Source organism: uncultured Streptococcus sp. (genome assembly GCF_963525625.1).
Classification (GTDB): Bacteria; Bacillota; Bacilli; order Lactobacillales; family Streptococcaceae; genus Streptococcus.
This window is the reverse complement of the sequence record NZ_CAURLD010000024.1, coordinates 1-17,114: the sequence shown is the minus strand read 5'-3', so window position 1 is coordinate 17,114 and position 17,114 is coordinate 1. Positions and strand designations below refer to the sequence as shown.

The window sequence follows — 17,114 nt, the reverse complement described above, 5'->3', positions numbered from 1 at the left end:
TGATTTACTTCTTACCTTCTCCCTACCCCTAAACTCTCCAGCACTTGAGGATAGAGTTGATACTCGGCGGCATGGATGCGTTCTTCAAAACTTTCCAACGTATCTTCGGCTAAACGCGGCACGCGCACTTGCTGGATAATTTTGCCTGTGTCAACGCCCGAATCCACCCAGTGAATGGTCACACCGCTCTCAGAGACGCCAGCCTGCCAAGCATCCTCAATGCCATGAGCTCCTGGAAATTCAGGCAGATAAGCAGGATGAATGTTGATAATCCGGCCTTCATAAGCTGCCAATAAGGTTGGTCCAACGATTTTCATATAGCCTGCCAGGCAAACCAAGTCAATCTGGTGCGCTTCTAGTAGGTCTACAATAGCTTGCTCGTAAGCCACCTTACTGTCAAATTCTCTGAGCTCAAAGGCATAGCTTTTGACACCTAGCTTATCCGCCCGCTCGAGCACATAGGCATCGCGATGGTCTGAAAAGACAAATTCAACAGGAAACTGCTCAGCAATCACTTGGAAATTTGATCCATTACCCGAAGCAAAAACGGCAATTTTTTTCATTTGATAAGGACACTTTCACTTTCTTTTTTGACAATCCGGCCAACTTCATAAACAGGCTCGTCAAGAAGTTCTTTGACACGATCCACATTTTCAGGAGCAACTGCCAAAATCATCCCTAACCCCATATTGAAGATTTCAAACATTTCTTGGTGCTTGATGTGACCATATTTTTCTAGGGCCTTAAAAATCGGCAAGACTGGAATCTTGTCTTCTTCAATCTCAGCAGCCAAGTCATCGGCAAACATGCGGGGCACATTTTCGATAAAACCGCCACCAGTAATATGGGCAATCCCATGAACTAGCTTTTCCTTAATCAGCGGCAGCAAAGCCTTGACATAGATACGAGTCGGCTCAAGCAACACTTCCTTGAGTTTTTTACCTTCCAATTCTGGCAGTTCTTCCTCACCCGTATAGTCCGCAAAAACACGACGCACAAGCGAATAACCATTTGAGTGGATACCGCTGGAAGCCAACCCCAGAAGGACATCGCCCTCTGCGACTTTAGAGCCGTCAATAATCTCTGACTTTTCAGCAACCCCGACAGCAAAACCAGCTAGGTCATAATCATCTTCACCGTACATGCCAGGCATTTCAGCGGTTTCCCCGCCAATCAAGGCAGCTCCAGACTGGACACAGCCTTCAGCTACACCAGCCACCACTTGCTCTAGTTTTGCTGGCTCATTTTTCCCAGTGGCAATATAGTCTAGGAAGTAAAGGGGCTCAGCTCCTGCAGCGATGATGTCATTGACACACATAGCCACACAGTCCTGCCCAATGGTATCGTGCTTGTCATACTGAATGGCCAACATGAGCTTGGTTCCGACCCCATCCGTACCAGAAATCAGCACTGGCTCCTTGACCCCAGTCTGAGACAGGTCAAACATACCGCCAAAGCCACCCAGCGCCCCCATGACGCCAGCCCGCTCTGTGCGTGCTACATGTTTTTTGATTCGCTCAACAACTTCGTAACCCGCTTCAACATCCACACCGGATTGAGCATATGCATTTTTATTTGTCATAATTTTCTTCCTTACTCTTATTTTTGAAAAAGATTGCGACAACTACCGCTGACCTTGTTTTAATAAAAACTTGTCTTCTCCTTCAGGCTTTCCAGATAGCGCTCTTCATAGTCATAGAGCGGAGTTGGATACTGACCGTCAAAGTAAGCCACACAGAGCCCGCCATTCGGAGCGTCCGTCTCAATACCGACGGATTCAATGAGGCCTTCTAGTGACAGGTAAGTCAAGCTGTCAGCTCCGATAATCTCACAGACCTCATCAACCGTATGGTTGGCCGAGATGAGCTCACGCCGATTCTGGATATCAATGCCGTAGAAACATGGATATTTAAGTTCTGGACTGCCGATAGCCACATGGACTTCAGCTGCACCTGCATCTCGTAGGAGCTGGACGATACGTCGGCTGGTTGTTCCCCGTACGATAGAGTCATCCACCATGACCACGCGCTTGCCCTTGACAATGCTGGAAACAGCAGATAATTTCATACGAACTCCTTGCTCTCGCAACTCCTGCGTCGGCTGGATGAAGGTCCGTTGGATGTATTGATTTTTAATCAGACCCATTTCATTTGGCAGGCCAGACTCTTCGGAAAAGCCAGAGGCCGCTGACAGGGAAGAATTAGGCACACCGACAACGATATCCGCCTCATGTTGGAATTCCTGAGCCAGTCTGCGCCCCATCCGTTTGCGGGCTGCATGGACATTGACCCCATGAATGACGCTGTCCGGCCGAGCAAAATAGACATATTCCATTGAGCAAATAGCCAGCTGGGTATCTGTCGTATAGCTGTCGTAGGTCACGCCTTCATCATCGATAATCACGATTTCCCCTGGCTCAAGGTCGCGCACCCATTCAGCACCTACCACTTCAAACGCACAGGTTTCACTGGAAACGACCCAGGCCCCATTTTTCATGCGGCCGATGGACAAAGGACGAAAGCCATTAGGATCCAGCGCAGCGTAGAGTTTATCCTCTCTCATGATGAGGTAGGCAAAGCCGCCCTGAACTCGTCTCAAGGATTCCTTGAGCTTGTCTAAGAAATTTTCCTGCTTACTATGGCGAATCAAGTGCATGAGAATTTCCGTATCAGACGAGCTGGCAAAGATGGAACCCTTCTTTTCTAACTCCCGTCTCAGTGAATGGGCATTGGTCAGATTGCCATTATGCGCCAAACCCATCTGCATATCATAGAAACTGAAGAAGAAAGGCTGGACATTGTTAATAGAGGCTCCGCCAGACGTTGCATAGCGGACGTGGCCGATGGCTGCTTCTCCTGTCAGATTATCCAAATCTGCTGGGTTCTTAAAGACCTCTGCAACCAATCCCAAATCGCGGTGGCGTTTGAGCTTTCCATGGTCGTTTGACAGGATACCAGCTCCTTCCTGACCGCGGTGCTGCAGACTATGGAGTCCGAAATAGGTGACCTGAGCCGCCTGCGGATGGCCCCAGATTCCAAAAATACCGCACTCTTCATTCAGTGACTTTACTTCGTATGTCATTGTTTTACCTAAATTCTTTTGTCTTGTAAAAGGGAGAAAACCTGGCCTAACAGGCCAAGTAGACTCCTTTTTTGATTGCTTGCTCTTGCAAGCCAACTTTATTCGTGACTCGCTTGGAAATAACGAACGGCACTTTCAAACAATTTCTGGTCTTTCTGACCTGGAATATTTTGGAAAAGACTGTCTTCATAACGCTCTGAGTGGCCCATCTTCCCGATGATTTGACCGTTCTTGCTCATAATCCCTTCGATAGCGTAGAGAGAGCCGTTTGGATTATACTTGCTGTCCATGCTTGGCTGACCATCAAAGTCTACGTACTGACTCCAAATCTGACCATTGTCACGCAGCTCAGCAAATTCCTCAGCTGTCACGACAAATTTCCCTTCACCATGTGAAACCGGAATGGCATGGATATCTCCCACTTGCACACCAGCCAGCCAAGGCGAGTTGGTATTGGCAATACGGGTTTCAACCATCTTGGCCACGTGCTGGTTGGCATCATTGTAAAAGAGAGTAGGACTGCTAGCCCCTGCTTCTTCAAAGTTTCCGTAAGGAAGAAGACCGGATTTTACCAGAGCCTGGAATCCATTACAGATACCAATGATGAGACCACCACGAGCAATGAAAGCATCAATGGCTTTCTTAACCTTCTCGTTGAGCAGAATGTTGACGATAAACTTAGCTGATCCATCTGGCTCATCTGCAGCAGAGAAGCCGCCTGCAAAGAAGATGATATTTGCCTTGTCAATATTGTCAACCATACTGTCAACAGACTTGACAATGGCTTCTTCATCCAAAGTAACGAATGGAACTAGATTGACCTTGGCTCCAGCTGCTTCAAAGGCTTTGGCTGAGTCATATTCTGAGTTAGTTCCAGGGAAGACTGGGATGTAAACCAGCGGCTCCTCTACTGTCTCTTTGGCTTTGATAACTGTATCAGCGACAAGAGCCGGCACTTCTTCAATAACTATTTCCTGTTTAAATTCTGTCGGGTAGATAGGCTCTAGTCGGCCTTCAAAGCTTGCCAAAAGCTCGGCTCCCTCAAGCTGGACACCATTGACAATCAGGGTAAAGTCTGGCTTGGTCTGACCGATCTTCACTGCACTTGGAATATCCTGCTCCAGACTGGTAAAGACAAATCCGCCCAACTGCGCCTGCAAAACGGAAGGTAAGTCAGCAATATCCACTTGGGCACCAATGCGATTACCAAAGCTCATCAAGGCCAGACTCTCGGCTAGACCACCGTATTTGACAGCAGCAGCGGCTGTAATCTGATACTTGGCCTGAATGCCTGCAAAATTTTCAAAGTTTTTCTTGATTAAGTCAAAGTCAATATCCTGAGACAGGACCTGCCCTGGCAGATAGTAGATAGACTCTCCTGCCGCCTTAAACTCTGGAGACAGGATACGCCCAGCAGTTGAAGTAGTCACTCCAAAAGCTACCAAGGTCGGCGGTACGGTCAATTCTTCAAAAGTTCCGCTCATGGAATCCTTGCCACCAATAGACGGCAAACCTAGCTGAATCTGGGCTTCAATCGAACCAAGCAGAGCAGAAACTGGCTGTCCAAAACGCTCAGCCTGCTTGTCCATCCGCTCGAAGTATTCCTGATAAGAGAAGCGAGCCTTGGACCAGTCCGAACCAGCAGCAACCAAGCGAGCTGTCGCTTCAATCACTGCATAAGCTGCTCCATGATAAGGCGACCAAGCTGCCACATAAGGATTGTAGCCCTGTGCCATCACAGAGACCGTCTCAGTCTTGCCATGCTCAACTGGCAGTTTCTGCACAGAAGCCTCAGTCGGCGTGATTTGGTAGCGCCCGCCAATTGGATGATTGACAGTAGAACGGCCGACAGAGCTGTCAAAGATTGTCTGCAGCCCCTTTTGACTGGTATGATTGAGGTCGCTGAGCAAGCTTTTGAGATCCTGCTCCAAAGTCGCTTCAGAAGTCACAGTCTGCCCCGGCAATGCTGCTTGGGCATCCACAACCTTGGCATCCACAACCACACGCACACCATTGGTATCCAGAAAACTCCGCTCAATATCGACGATGGTTTCCCCGTTCCAGTGCATGACCAGATTTGGCTTTTCTGTCACTTTAGCCACAACGACTGCCAGCAGATTTTCCTTAGCTGCCGCGGCGATAAATTGTTGCACATCTTCTGGGCGGACCACCACTGCCATCCGCTCCTGCGATTCAGAAATCGCGATTTCTGTACCGTTAAGTCCTTGGTATTTGAGCGGCACCTTGTCAAGGTCAATTTCCAGCCCGTCTGCCAATTCGCCAATAGCTACACAGACACCGCCAGCACCAAAGTCATTGGATTTCTTGATGAGACGAGTCACATTGCCATCGCGGAAGAGACGCTGAATTTTGCGCTCCTCAATAGCATTTCCTTTTTGTACTTCCGCGCCAGCCGTCTCCACAGACGCAGCTGTCTGCACCTTTGATGAGCCAGTAGCACCGCCGACACCGTCACGACCCGTCTTGCCTCCCAGCAAGATGACCACATCACCTGCTACTGGTTTTTCACGGACGACGTTTTCCTTAGGAGCCGCACCGACAACCGCACCCAGCTCCATCCGCTTGGCTACAAAGCCTGGATGGAAATACTCACGAACATAGGTCGTTGCTAGACCAATTTGATTCCCGTAAGAAGAATAGCCATGCGCTGCAGTTTTTGAAATGACCTGCTGAGGGAGCTTGCCAGCTCGCGTTTCAGAAATTGGTTGGGTAATATCGCCCGCACCAGAAATCCGCATAGCCTGATAGACATAAGAACGGCCAGAAAGCGGATCACGAATGGCTCCTCCGATACAAGTCGCAGCCCCACCAAAGGGCTCAATTTCTGTTGGGTGGTTATGGGTTTCATTTTTAAACATCAGCAGCCAAGGCTCCTTGACACCATCCACATCCACTTCAATCTCTACTGAGCAGGCATTGATCTCATCAGACACTTCCATGTCATCCAGACGGCCATTAGCTCGCTCGTAGCGACCAAAAATAGTCGCCATATCCATGAGAGTCTGCGGTTTGTCACCACGTCCCAGCTCATCGCGCATAGCCAAGTATTTATCATAAGTAGCCTGGAGCTGCTTTTCAAACTTAGAAGCTGAAAAATCAATCTTCTTCAACTCCGTCTCAAAGGTCGTATGTCGACAGTGGTCGGACCAGTAAGTATCCAGAACCTTGAGCTCGGTCTCCGTCGGAAAACGACCAATTGACTTGAAATAGTCCTGAATGAAGAGCAAATCTGCCACTTCCATAGCCAGACCATGCTCCTGCTTGTAGGCTTTAAAGTCCGCTTCCGTATAGTCCTTAAAGAAGTTCAGAACCGGAATGGTCTTATCTGACTCGGAGAATTGCTCCAGCTGGATTGGTTGCTCAATATCTTTAAAGCGTGAATCAACTGGATTCAGCAAGTATTTCTTGATTGCTGCCAACTCGCTGTCTGAGATGTCTTTATTGACCAAATAAAGCTGAGCGGTCCTCACCAGAACATCTGTCCCAGCGCCGAGCAAAAAGAGGGCCTCCTGAGAGCTGGCTGCCCGCTGGTCAAACTGACCCGGCAGCGCTTCAATGGCAAAAAACGCTGTCTCTGCAAGTGCAGCCTCTACTTCCTCTTCCGCTAGCAATCTATCAGTCACCTGCTCAGAGAAAATATGCTTTTCAGCACGATCAACCAAATCTTCTGCCAGATGAAAGACATCATAAACTTGAATCATCCGAAGATCTGACAATGTTTTCAACTGAAGATTATGCGTCAACTCTCTCACCAAGCTCTGTGACTTCACACCGAAGTTTCTCTTCTTCTCTACAAAAATACGCTTGTCCATGATTATTTACACCCTGTCCTTACTTAATTGCCTGCAATTTTTCCCAAACAACCTGATAGACATCTGTCAGTTCACCAAGGCCACGCCGGAAAACATCCTTGTCCATGTGATGACCTTCCGCATCCCAGAGACGGCAGTTGTCAGGTGAAAATTCATCTGCCAGAATAATCTTGCCATCTTTGTCAAAGCCAAACTCTAACTTGAAATCAATCAATTTCAGTCCGATTTGGCGGAACCAGTCTGACAAGAGTTCATTAATCCGACGAGTCTCCTCTTTCAAAAAGGCAATTTCTTGATCGCTGGCAATCTTCAAGAATTTCACGTGTTCGTCATTGATGAAAGGATCGTCCAAATCATCATTTTTGTAGTAAAATTCCACAATCGGAGTTTCAAGCGCGATGCCCTCTTCTACTCCAAAACGCTTGGAAAAAGAACCTGCTGTGTAGTTGCGCAGCACCACTTCCAAAGGAATAATCTCTACTTTTTTATTTAGCTGGTCCGTATCCGAAACCTTCTCAATAAAATGCGTCGCCACACCAGCTGCATTGAGTTTCTCAAAAATAAAAGATGAAATCTGGTTGTTGAGCACTCCTTTACCAGCAATCTGCTCCTTCTTGACTCCATTAAAGGCCGTTGCCTGGTCCTTGTAGCGCGCCAGAATGACTTGCTCATCATCTGTAGAGAAAATATTCTTAGCTTTTCCCGAATATAATAACTTATTAGACATTTTAATATTCGCCTTTCGTGGTTTTATACCCTCATTCTATCATCTTTGAATACATTTTACAAGAAATTCCGTATAAACTTTCTGTATCCAGTTAAAGAAATTGTTTCCTTTCCAAGATACGAAAAAAGACCGGAAGATACCGATCTTTGATTTTTAATGTTGCTTCTTCAGTTTTTCGTGGATATAAGCCACCACATCGGAAATTGTTTTGAAGTTATCCATATCCTCATCAGGAATCTCAATATCAAAAGCTTCTTCCAAATTGATGATAAATTCCATCAAATCAACAGAGTCCACTCCCAGCTCCTCTTTCAAGCTCAATTCCGGAGTGACATGCAGCTTGCTGCTGTCATGTTCTTGAATGATTTCGACAATTTTTGCATAAATTTCTTTTTCGCTCATGGTTACTCCTTTGCATCTGAAAATTCAATAACCGATTTACCAACAACATCCGTCTCCAGCATGGTGCGAATCTGACGAATCGTGCTATAAACAGCCTTAGCATCGCTAGAGCCATGCGTTTTGACAACAGGCGCTTTCAAGCCGAATAGAACTGCACCGCCTGCACTAGAATAGTCCAGACTATTTTTGAGCCCTCGCAGGCTATCCTTGAGCAGAAAGGCTCCCAATTTAGCCTTAAAACCACCGCCTAAAATAGACTTCTTCAGCTGACCCATGATACTGATAGCAGTTCCTTCGATTGATTTCAGAACAGCATTACCAGTAAAGCCATCTGCAACGACAACATCCGCCACATCATCCATCAAATCACGCGCCTCTACATTGCCGATAAAGTTAAGTGTCGAATCTCCAGCTAAAAGCTCGTAGGCTTCCTTGCGCAGAGGGTCACCCTTGCTACTTTCTGTTCCATTATTCAAGAGACCCACCCTCGGCTTCTTGATTCCTCGGACATTTTCAGCATAGAAAGAACCCAAAGTCGCATACTGGTGTAAATGATGGGCTGTGTTTTCAGCATTGGCTCCCAGATCCAGCATATCAAATCCCTGACCGCCAACTGTCGGCATGGTGGATAAGAGCCCCGGTCGGTCAATATTCTTGATACGCCCCACGATAAAGAAACCTGCTGCCAAAAGTGCTCCAGTATTTCCAGCAGACAACATAGCATCTGCTTCCCCTGCCTTGACAGCCTTGGCTGCCAGCACCATACTAGCCTCTTTCTTTTGACGAATGGCCTTGGTAGGCTCGTCGTCCGAGTCAATCTTTTCCTCCGTGTGGATGATGCGGACCCGCTCACTAGCAGTCAGATAAGGCTTAATTTTCGCTTCGTCGCCATAAAGGAGAATTTCAATATCCGAAAACTCCTGTACCGCTCGATTGGCTCCTTCCACCAGAGCCTGAGGGGCATTGTCCCCTCCCATAGCATCAACAGCTATTTTTTTCATTCGATTTATTCCTCGTTCTTATCTTTTAAAATGCTTCCCCAGTCCCCCAGAGAATCTATAAATTTTTTGGATTTGAGATGGATGCCGACATATTCATCATAGAGCAGGTCGATAAAATCCCGCAGTTGCTTTTTAATATCTGGCTTCAAAGAAATGGCCTCCAATTCGCTAAAACGGACCGCCTGAAACTGGTCCAGCAGAAAAGGAAGATTAGGATTTAGATGGCAGCGTCGCTCATCCTGATGGTAATGATCAGGGCAAAGGACTCCGCTATATTTGAAAGAGAAGTCAAAAGGCAGACCCGTCCGATGACAAAAGGCACAGTCATGGAAGTTCAGTGAAACTCCAAAACGTGACAAAATCTGAATCTCAAAGATATTGGTCAGCACTTCATAGTCCAGACCATCATTCATCAGTTCCAGGGTTTTCTGTAGAAAAGCAAAGAGAGCTGGATCCGGCTGATTGTCCTGAAGACTGGCATCTACCAAGGCTGCCACATAGCTGGCATAAGACATGATGAACAAGTCCTCATTGATGCGATGGTAGGCGACTACATCCTGATAGTCCTCAATATAGCTAAGGCCATCATCATTGATTTTCATTAGCAAGTTTGCCGCGGTCAAAGGCTGAATGACGGGTGCTAGCTTAGATTTCCCAGCATGCTTGACGAAAAACATACGCTTACCAGCCTGTTCCGTAAAGATCTTGACCAGCTTATCATCCTCACGGAAATTGCGGTTATAGAGAACCAGACCTTGACTTGTTAGAGATTTAAGCATAGTCCTCCATGTAGTCCTTGAGGCGTTTCAGAGCTTCTTGAATCGTCTCCATACTAGCCGCGTAGGACAGGCGGATATAGCCTTCCCCGTATTGACCAAAAGCCGCCCCCGGGATAAAGGCCACAGCCTTCTTCTCTGCAAAATCCTGCAGAAAGGCGAAAGAATCTTGATTATAACCATCTGGTATCTTAGCAAAAATATAAAAAGCCCCGTCTGGTTTGATGATCTTAAAGCCTAACTCTGCCATTTTCTCTATGATATAATCGCGACGCTGGATATACTCAGCCTTCATTGGCTCCGCATCATCTTTCCCAACTGTCAGGGCTTCAATGCCAGCAAACTGAGCCATGGTATTGGCCGCTGTTACGAGATACTGATGGCTCTTAATCAGCTGAGCAGTGAAAACTGCTGGAGCAAAGATAAAGCCCAACCGCCAGCCAGTCATGGCATGAGACTTAGACAGGCCGTTGATGACAATGGTTTGGCCTGGCAGATACTCCGCAATGGAGACATGCCCCTGCTCCGTATAGGTCAGTTCAGAATAGACCTCATCACAGACCACAAAGACTTGGTATTTTCCTAGGACATCAGCTAGAGCTTTTATCTGCTCCCGCGAATAAGTCACGCCGGTTGGATTGGCTGGATAATTGAGAATGACTGCTTTTAGTTGCTCGCCCTGTTCTAAAATAGCTGCTTCCAGCATCTCTGGAGTGAGGACAAAGTTATTGGCCGTTGTGTCAATCTCGACAATCTCCGCCCCTACTAGATTGACAATGGGCTCATAGCCTGGATAAGCAGGAGCTGGCAGCAAGACCTTGTCTCCTTCTTCTAGAATGGCTGTCAGTGTAGCCGACAAGGCCTCTGTTGCGCCAATAGTGACCAAGACCTCATCTTCTGGGCGATAGTACAGATTGTACTTTTCTTTCACAAAGCTGCTAGCCGCCTGACGCAGCTCCAAGAGACCGCTCATGCCAGTGTAGTGGCTTTGATTAGCATCAATCGCTGCCTTGGCCGCTTCTTTGATATGATCCGGTGTCGTAAAATCCGGCTCTCCTAAGGTCAGCCGAAGAACCCCAGGAATTGATTGGTCAAACTGACGAATCAGCGAAATTTCTATTTTTCCCAAGTTTTTATTAAATTTCTTACTTAAATCCATACATACCTCCAGCCGCTCAATAGAACTATTATACTATAAATGCAGAAGCATAGCAAAAGCTATTACATGATTTCTTATGCAGAAAAAGGACTAAGCTTGTACTCAGTCCCTTTTTCCTTGCCTTAAAATTCTTCTCTACCAAATAGTGGATATGGCCACATCTCACATGACTGACCAATCAACGAGTCGGAGTATAGGTCAATTCCTTGCCATGCTTGCCCAGAAAATCTGGCAGTTCCGAATCAGGAATCTGCCGCAAATAAAGATTAGAACGAATTGTATCATCTTCCTCACGACAGGTTGAGAGAACTAAATACCGGTCACTCGCCTTAATCTGGATCTTAGGATCCTTAGTACGAGCAGCCTCATAGATATTTCTGAGCTGAGTTGTAAAGTCCTCGTCGTCCTTAAACTCCGTCCGATAAAAAGCCGTCTCTTCCGGCACGATGACCAGTCCCATAGCTTGATAATAATACTTACGATCAGGAGTCTCAATCACGACATATCTATGTTTGTCAAAATAATCCTGACGATCATAGTAGTTGACGTCATTAAACATACGATGATCTCCTGCCTTGCTGCCCCGAGCATGCCCGAAAAGCCAGGTAAGTCGATCACTGAAATCTTTATGATTGTCCTTATCCATGAAGACCGCTCCCATATAGGGCTCTTGCTTTCCTTCAAAAGTCTTCAGCAGATAAGTCTCATTATCTTTCGTTTGCACCACTGGCTCATCCAGCTGCGTACCAGGAGCATAGACATAGCCTATCGTTTCTGAATTCACAGCCTTCAGTTTAGCAAAACGCTCTGCTAAATATTCCTTTTCTGTCTGACTTGAAGATGCAGATGAGCTTGACGTTTCAATCCTGCTAGGATGCGAAACTCGAAGCTTACTGCCTGATGCTGATGAACGGAAAGCATAAAAAACAGAAAAAATAACCAGAACAATCAGCAGGAGGCAGATGCCAACAACAAGGAGCTGTTTCTTATTCAAAGCTTGACCCCTATCTTTTTCTTGCATAATCTAAAAATCCTTTATTTTTCATTTTTTACAAAAAATATCACCGAACGAAGGCTCAGTGATATTTAGGCGTTAGCACAAATTAAAGACAAAATTATTTGACTGCACTTGTCTTAGGAAGTGACTTTTCTTCAGAATTTTCCTCATTTTCCTTGTTTTCTTCTTTTGCTTCCGGAGCTTTTTTTGCTTTATTTTCTGATTTTTTAGCCTTCTTTTTACCTGCTGCTGAAGAGGACGCCGCCGAAGATTGAGACGGTGCTGGAAAAGTCGGAACTGATGAAGAGGCTGTGGAGTAAGGTGCTGCCGAATAAGCCGGTGTAGATGGATCTATAGTAGATGGTGCCACTGAAGGCTGATCCGCATTAGCCGACTCTCCCTCACCAATAACAAGAACTTTGTTACCAGCTTGATCCTCCATCACAGCACTTTTACCAACCGGAGCTTTCTTAGCTTCAGCAACTTGCTGATCCAGAGCTGATTGTGCATCTCTATAGGCCTGCAGTTCATCCATAACTTTATTAGATTCTGAGTCCGTACTGCCTTGGGGAACTTCATTATTATCAATGTCATTAACCCAAAGACTGGCTGTACCCTCAGCAAATACTGGTGCAGCAGCCGCGAAAAGTGAAAGGGCCACAGCACTTGAAAGCAAAACCTTTTTCATTATCTCATCTCCTCGTTACTTTTCAAAAATAATTGTAACTCCCCGTTACCTAATATTACCTACTACTAAGTATAGTTCGAACTCTTAAAAAAGTCAAGAATTTTACTACATAAAAATTTTTAAAACCAAATAATACCAAGGGATGAGACAAATTGTCAATTTATCAACTATTTAAATGGTTATTTATTTATATTTGAAACATCAAGTAATTTGAATTTTCTTTCAAAGTAAATGTTGGACTTTTTTTAAAAAGATAGTAGGAATAAAATAAGAAGAGGCCAGGAATCAAGTATCCCAGCCATATATCTCAGATTATTTTTTACCTATTTCAAACAAGGGTGACAGCGGCCGTTTTTCATGAATACGGACAATGGCTTCCCCTAAAAGATGCGCAATTGAAATCTGCTCAATCTTATCAATCAAGCGCTCTTGAGGCAGATAAATCGTATCCAGCACAACCAATTTTTTAATCGCTGATTTTTGAATATTATCCATAGCAGGACCAGATAAGACTGGATGCGTACAGCTGGCATAGACTTCTACAGCTCCCGCCTCAGCGAGAGCGTCAGCTGCATGGCAGATAGTTCCTGCTGTATCAATCATATCATCAATTAGGATACAAGTTTTTCCTTCTACCTTACCAATGATGTTCATGACTTCACTACTATTCATCTTGTCTACGCTGCGGCGCTTATCAATAATCGCAATCGGGGTTTTCAGAAACTCTGCTAACTTACGGGCCCGACTCACACCACCATGGTCAGGACTGACTACCACATAGTCGCCCCCTGTCATATTACGGCGCTCAAAGTAATCAGCAATCAAAGGTGCACCCATCAAATGATCTACTGGAATGTCAAAGAAGCCCTGAATTTGCGCTGCGTGCAAGTCAATAGTCAGCATCCGATCCACACCAGCAATTTCCAACATATTAGCAACTAATTTAGATGTAATTGGCTCACGAGCTCTAGCCTTGCGATCCTGTCGAGCATAGCCATAGTAAGGCATGACAACATTGATTGATTCAGCACTAGCCCGTTTCAATGCATCTACCATAATCAAAATTTCCATCAAATTATCATTGACTGGCGAGCTGGTAGACTGCAAAATAAAGACGTGTTTCCCGCGAATAGATTCTTCAATATTCACTTGAATCTCACCATCAGAGAACTGACGGACAGTTGATTTCCCAAGTGGCAATCCAATCTCTTGAGCAACACGCTGCGCTAATTCTTGATTAGAAGAAAGAGCAAAGAGTTTTAAATCAGAAAAAGACATGATTCCCTCCAGATTCTAAATCGTCTTTCATTGTCCAATTACAACTTTTCCCAACTACCATTGTAACTTTTTTCAGTTGATTTTTCAATTAAAAATAAAAAACGCCAAAGGCGCTTTTTACTGATTAGTTCGGATAAATATATGAAACTGTACCTTGTGCAGTTGTTGGATTAAACCATCCACGGTAGTTACCGATTGATTGTTGTCCAAGGTAGTTTGCTTCTGATACTTGGATGTTTGTAGTAGATTGAACAGCTGTTACTACTGCAACGTGTCCGTATCCACCGTCAGTCCAACATGCAATTGCTCCAACTTCTGGCTGTGAACCAACACGGAAACCTGCTGCTGCTGCACTTGCAGACCATTGTCCACCATTACCCCAGTAATCGCCAGCCCAAGGAGCTAATGTCTTAGCACCCCAAGTACATTGACCTACTGGATAAGAAGAGGCAGATGAGCTATAAACTGGTCTATTCGCACGAGCAACTGATTGAGTCACTGCAGGTGCTGCTGGAGCTGCTGCTTCAGCTGCTGGAGCTGAATTCACAACTGCTTGAACCTGAGCTTGCAGGGTGGTATTTCCTGAAGCTTCAATTGCTTGGCGTTTTGATTCTTGCTCTGCTTTATAAGCTGCTTCACGAGCTGCCGCTTCAGCTGCTGCTTTTTCAGCTGCTGCTTTTTCTTCAAGAAGAGAATTCTTTTCGTTTTCAGCAGTCGCTTTTTCAGCTGCAAGACTTGCCTGAGCTGCTTTCAGTTCAGCTTGTTTTGTTGCCAAAGCTTGCTCATCATCAGCTAACTTCTCTTGGTTAGCAATTACAGTATTGATAGCTTCATTATTCGCAACTTGCTTTTCAGCAATTACTTCTTTATCTTTCTTTTGTTGTTCCAGCATTTTATTATTTGCTGAAACAATTTCGCTCATAGCTGCTACACGAGAAATAGCTTCTGTGATAGAGCTAGAATTTACAACTGTATTGATGTAGCTAGTAGCAGTTCCATTTGTTTGGGTACTGCGCGCTTGATTTGCAAGTGACTCATTACGAGCTACAATATTTTTAGACAGTTCGTCAATCTCAGCAGAAAGTTTTGCAGATTCAGCAGACAATTTTTCATTTTCTGCTTTAAGCTCTTCTTGTTGCTTTTGAATAGCAGATACTTGTCCTTGAATCTCGTTAACTTGTGTCTGAGCTGATTGTTGTTGCTCTGTTAAACTATTAATCTTGCTGTCTTGTGCAGCAATCTTTTCATCAGTTGTCTCTGCTTTAACGCTCACAAGTGCAGCTCCTTGTGAAAGGATAACCGTACTCAATAAAATTGATGTGAGTAGTTTTTTCTTCATAAAAATAATACACTCCTTCTTATAAGACATTAACTAGTATACCAGAAAATGCTGTATCATATGTTACGCCTTTATTACATTTTTATTTCTTGTTTATCATAAATACATTTTTTCGAAAATAGACTGAAAAATGAGGAATATCAGGCCATTGAGAAGGATAGTCGGTACCAGACTGCTAAGGACAAAATCCTGTAAATTCAGACTAGAAAGATTCAAAAATATCGCAAAAGCAAAGCTGGTTAATTCAAATAAAAATACAAGAATCAAAACAGATAAAAAGCGAGTAAATTTATTTAAAAGCATAGTCGAACTAGACTGACAAACCAAGAGACTTAAAAGAGGAAAAAGAATAAGAGCAATACCGATGGTATGAAAATAGTAAACATCGTAAATCAGCCCCAGACAGCAAAACAAGAGAATATTGTAGTTTCTAGAAAGGTTGATGGAAACAAAAAGCATGAAAATAAAGATAAAATGACTAACTAAATGCCATTGTAAAGGAAAAATATTAGCCAGAAAAGTCGAAATCTGCCCATCAATCAGTAAAACAACAAATAAAATAATAGGAGTCAAAAGATGTTCTTTAATATCTCTCATATCAGTTCCCTACCAACATTACAGCACGGATATCCGACAAATCAGCAGCCGGCTTAACCAGGACAATCTTGTTTAACCGATCCTTAGCCTCAGAAACGGAAAGTACCTTACCGACAGGAATATTTTCTGCATTATAAGCACCCAAGCCACTGGTTGCCACCTCATCTCCCTCTTTTATACCTTCAGCACTATTTAACTGACTGATGATATAAGCAGAGTTTTTTGCATCATAACCCGTAATAATCCCATAAACTGAGCCTGACTTCGTTTGAATTCTAACAGAAATTTTAGTTGAGTTTTCCTCGTTAGTCAGTAGAGATACTAAGCTAGACTGACTACTAGTTTCAGAAACACTTCCGACCAGACCACCATTAGCGACCACCAACATAGCATCTGTCACATGATCAGATGTCCCCTTGTCAATAGTCAGCTCATTTTTCCAAGATGCTGGCGTACGGGCAATCACTTCGCTGGCAATTTGTATTTGATTTTTATCAGCCTCTTTAAATTCCAGAAGTTTTCGCAACTGTTCATTCTCATCTTCTAAGGAATCTGCCTTCCCAGCCTTTTCCTCAACCTCATAAAGATTTTTCTTGAGTTGTTGATTCTCTCTGTAAGTAGACATCAAATCTGACATTTCTTCCTTTTTATCGGCTACAAAAGCAAAAGGAGAACCGACATGTCTATCTACCAATGAAATAATATTTGAAGTAGTTGATACAAACCAACTAGAAGAGGTAGATAGGATGAGTATCGTCATTGCAACAACTAATACAAAAAAAGAAATCAGAAACTTAGATTTTTTAAATCGATTCATCAGAAAAACCTCACTAAACAGGACGAGAAAGTATAAGAAAAGGAGATAGCAAATGCTAAACTCCTTATTCATACGGAGAATGGGGGATTCGAACCCCCGCGCCGGTTACCCGACCTAACGATTTAGCAAACCGTCCTCTTCAGCCTCTTGAGTAATTCTCCAATTAATGGGCACGAGTGGACTCGAACCACCGACCTCACGCTTATCAGGCGTGCGCTCTAACCACCTGAGCTACGCGCCCAAGTTAAAAACTTGGTAATTTGAACAAAGTTCAAAGCGGGTGACGAGAATCGAACTCGCGACAACAGCTTGGAAGGCTGTAGTTTTACCACTAAACTACACCCGCATTTCCAATACGATGATGTATGGCGCGAGACGGAATCGAACCGCCGACACATGGAGCTTCAATCCATTGCTCT

The 17,114-nt window shown here is 44.6% G+C and carries 15 protein-coding genes and 3 tRNA genes; all 18 read right to left on the bottom strand.

Annotation, left to right across the window (positions count from 1 at the left end):
• Window positions 1-11: 11 nt before the first annotated feature.
• The 18 genes from purN to RYK49_RS10235 all read right to left on the bottom strand — a co-directional run bounded on the left by purN (window position 12) and on the right by RYK49_RS10235 (window position 17,041).
• Window positions 12-563 carry a phosphoribosylglycinamide formyltransferase gene (purN, locus tag RYK49_RS10320; RefSeq protein ID WP_002894333.1) on the bottom strand — a complete coding sequence of 184 codons (552 nt, stop codon included), beginning with the start codon at window positions 561-563 and terminating at the stop codon, window positions 12-14.
• Window positions 560-1,582 (bottom strand): phosphoribosylformylglycinamidine cyclo-ligase, encoded by a 1,023-nt coding sequence (purM, locus tag RYK49_RS10315; protein WP_002907655.1) that lies wholly within the window; start codon window positions 1,580-1,582, stop codon window positions 560-562. The genes purN and purM overlap by 4 nt, the downstream gene beginning before the upstream one ends.
• A 59-nt stretch (window positions 1,583-1,641) precedes the next feature.
• Window positions 1,642-3,081 carry an amidophosphoribosyltransferase gene (purF, locus tag RYK49_RS10310; protein WP_032915588.1) on the bottom strand — a complete coding sequence of 480 codons (1,440 nt, stop codon included), beginning with the start codon at window positions 3,079-3,081 and terminating at the stop codon, window positions 1,642-1,644.
• 98 nt (window positions 3,082-3,179) lie between these two features.
• On the bottom strand, window positions 3,180-6,914 hold the full coding sequence (locus tag RYK49_RS10305) for a phosphoribosylformylglycinamidine synthase (RefSeq protein ID WP_314865643.1): 3,735 nt from the start codon (window positions 6,912-6,914) through the stop codon (window positions 3,180-3,182).
• Between the two features lie 19 nt (window positions 6,915-6,933).
• Window positions 6,934-7,641 carry a phosphoribosylaminoimidazolesuccinocarboxamide synthase gene (purC, locus tag RYK49_RS10300; RefSeq protein WP_314865641.1) on the bottom strand — a complete coding sequence of 236 codons (708 nt, stop codon included), beginning with the start codon at window positions 7,639-7,641 and terminating at the stop codon, window positions 6,934-6,936.
• A 153-nt stretch (window positions 7,642-7,794) separates the two neighbouring features.
• The gene (locus RYK49_RS10295; protein WP_002907649.1) at window positions 7,795-8,043 is read right to left on the bottom strand and encodes an acyl carrier protein; all 249 of its coding nucleotides are present in this window, start codon (window positions 8,041-8,043) and stop codon (window positions 7,795-7,797) included.
• Between the two features lie 2 nt (window positions 8,044-8,045).
• Complete coding sequence (plsX, locus tag RYK49_RS10290; protein WP_314831221.1) at window positions 8,046-9,044, bottom strand: phosphate acyltransferase PlsX; 999 nt, start codon at window positions 9,042-9,044, stop codon at window positions 8,046-8,048.
• Between the two features lie 5 nt (window positions 9,045-9,049).
• Window positions 9,050-9,823, bottom strand: coding sequence for a DNA repair protein RecO (gene recO, locus RYK49_RS10285; RefSeq protein ID WP_314831220.1), 774 nt, complete (start codon window positions 9,821-9,823; stop codon window positions 9,050-9,052).
• Window positions 9,816-10,979 (bottom strand): pyridoxal phosphate-dependent aminotransferase, encoded by a 1,164-nt coding sequence (locus RYK49_RS10280; protein ID WP_314865639.1) that lies wholly within the window; start codon window positions 10,977-10,979, stop codon window positions 9,816-9,818. Before RYK49_RS10280 ends, recO begins: the two co-directional genes overlap by 8 nt.
• 178 nt (window positions 10,980-11,157) lie before the next feature.
• Complete coding sequence (gene srtB / locus RYK49_RS10275) at window positions 11,158-12,000, bottom strand: class B sortase, LPKTxAVK-specific (protein WP_314865637.1); 843 nt, start codon at window positions 11,998-12,000, stop codon at window positions 11,158-11,160.
• Between the two features lie 94 nt (window positions 12,001-12,094).
• Entirely contained in the window at window positions 12,095-12,664 is a 570-nt protein-coding gene (locus RYK49_RS10270; protein ID WP_314831217.1) for an LPKTxAVK-anchored surface protein, read from the bottom strand.
• 312 nt (window positions 12,665-12,976) lie between these two features.
• Entirely contained in the window at window positions 12,977-13,942 is a 966-nt protein-coding gene (locus RYK49_RS10265; protein ID WP_002894321.1) for a ribose-phosphate diphosphokinase, read from the bottom strand.
• Window positions 13,943-14,066: 124 nt separating this feature from the next.
• Window positions 14,067-15,281 carry a peptidoglycan hydrolase PcsB gene (pcsB, locus tag RYK49_RS10260; protein ID WP_314831216.1) on the bottom strand — a complete coding sequence of 405 codons (1,215 nt, stop codon included), beginning with the start codon at window positions 15,279-15,281 and terminating at the stop codon, window positions 14,067-14,069.
• 96 nt (window positions 15,282-15,377) lie between these two features.
• Complete coding sequence (gene mreD, locus RYK49_RS10255; protein WP_314831215.1) at window positions 15,378-15,878, bottom strand: rod shape-determining protein MreD; 501 nt, start codon at window positions 15,876-15,878, stop codon at window positions 15,378-15,380.
• Window position 15,879: 1 nt separating this feature from the next.
• Window positions 15,880-16,695: a rod shape-determining protein MreC gene (mreC, locus tag RYK49_RS10250; RefSeq protein WP_314831214.1), complete on the bottom strand. Its 816-nt coding sequence runs from the start codon at window positions 16,693-16,695 to the stop codon at window positions 15,880-15,882.
• Window positions 16,696-16,768: 73 nt separating this feature from the next.
• Window positions 16,769-16,856 (bottom strand) — tRNA-Ser (locus RYK49_RS10245).
• A 6-nt stretch (window positions 16,857-16,862) separates the two neighbouring features.
• Window positions 16,863-16,936, bottom strand: a tRNA-Ile gene (locus RYK49_RS10240).
• Between the two features lie 34 nt (window positions 16,937-16,970).
• A tRNA-Gly gene (locus RYK49_RS10235) sits at window positions 16,971-17,041 on the bottom strand.
• Window positions 17,042-17,114: the final 73 nt, after the last annotated feature.

Bases quoted from the DNA above. Each gene is read 5' to 3' on its own strand.
- purN (WP_002894333.1), bottom strand. From the start codon at position 563: ATGAAAAAAATTGCCGTTTTTGCTTCGGGTAATGGATCAAATTTCCAA.
- purM (WP_002907655.1), bottom strand. From the start codon at position 1,582: ATGACAAATAAAAATGCATATGCTCAATCCGGTGTGGATGTTGAAGCG.
- purF (WP_032915588.1), bottom strand. From the start codon at position 3,081: ATGACATACGAAGTAAAGTCACTGAATGAAGAGTGCGGTATTTTTGGA.
- RYK49_RS10305 (WP_314865643.1), bottom strand. From the start codon at position 6,914: ATGGACAAGCGTATTTTTGTAGAGAAGAAGAGAAACTTCGGTGTGAAG.
- purC (WP_314865641.1), bottom strand. From the start codon at position 7,641: ATGTCTAATAAGTTATTATATTCGGGAAAAGCTAAGAATATTTTCTCT.
- RYK49_RS10295 (WP_002907649.1), bottom strand. From the start codon at position 8,043: ATGAGCGAAAAAGAAATTTATGCAAAAATTGTCGAAATCATTCAAGAA.
- plsX (WP_314831221.1), bottom strand. From the start codon at position 9,044: ATGAAAAAAATAGCTGTTGATGCTATGGGAGGGGACAATGCCCCTCAG.
- recO (WP_314831220.1), bottom strand. From the start codon at position 9,823: ATGCTTAAATCTCTAACAAGTCAAGGTCTGGTTCTCTATAACCGCAAT.
- RYK49_RS10280 (WP_314865639.1), bottom strand. From the start codon at position 10,979: ATGGATTTAAGTAAGAAATTTAATAAAAACTTGGGAAAAATAGAAATT.
- srtB (WP_314865637.1), bottom strand. From the start codon at position 12,000: ATGCAAGAAAAAGATAGGGGTCAAGCTTTGAATAAGAAACAGCTCCTT.
- RYK49_RS10270 (WP_314831217.1), bottom strand. From the start codon at position 12,664: ATGAAAAAGGTTTTGCTTTCAAGTGCTGTGGCCCTTTCACTTTTCGCG.
- RYK49_RS10265 (WP_002894321.1), bottom strand. From the start codon at position 13,942: ATGTCTTTTTCTGATTTAAAACTCTTTGCTCTTTCTTCTAATCAAGAA.
- pcsB (WP_314831216.1), bottom strand. From the start codon at position 15,281: ATGAAGAAAAAACTACTCACATCAATTTTATTGAGTACGGTTATCCTT.
- mreD (WP_314831215.1), bottom strand. From the start codon at position 15,878: ATGAGAGATATTAAAGAACATCTTTTGACTCCTATTATTTTATTTGTT.
- mreC (WP_314831214.1), bottom strand. From the start codon at position 16,695: ATGAATCGATTTAAAAAATCTAAGTTTCTGATTTCTTTTTTTGTATTA.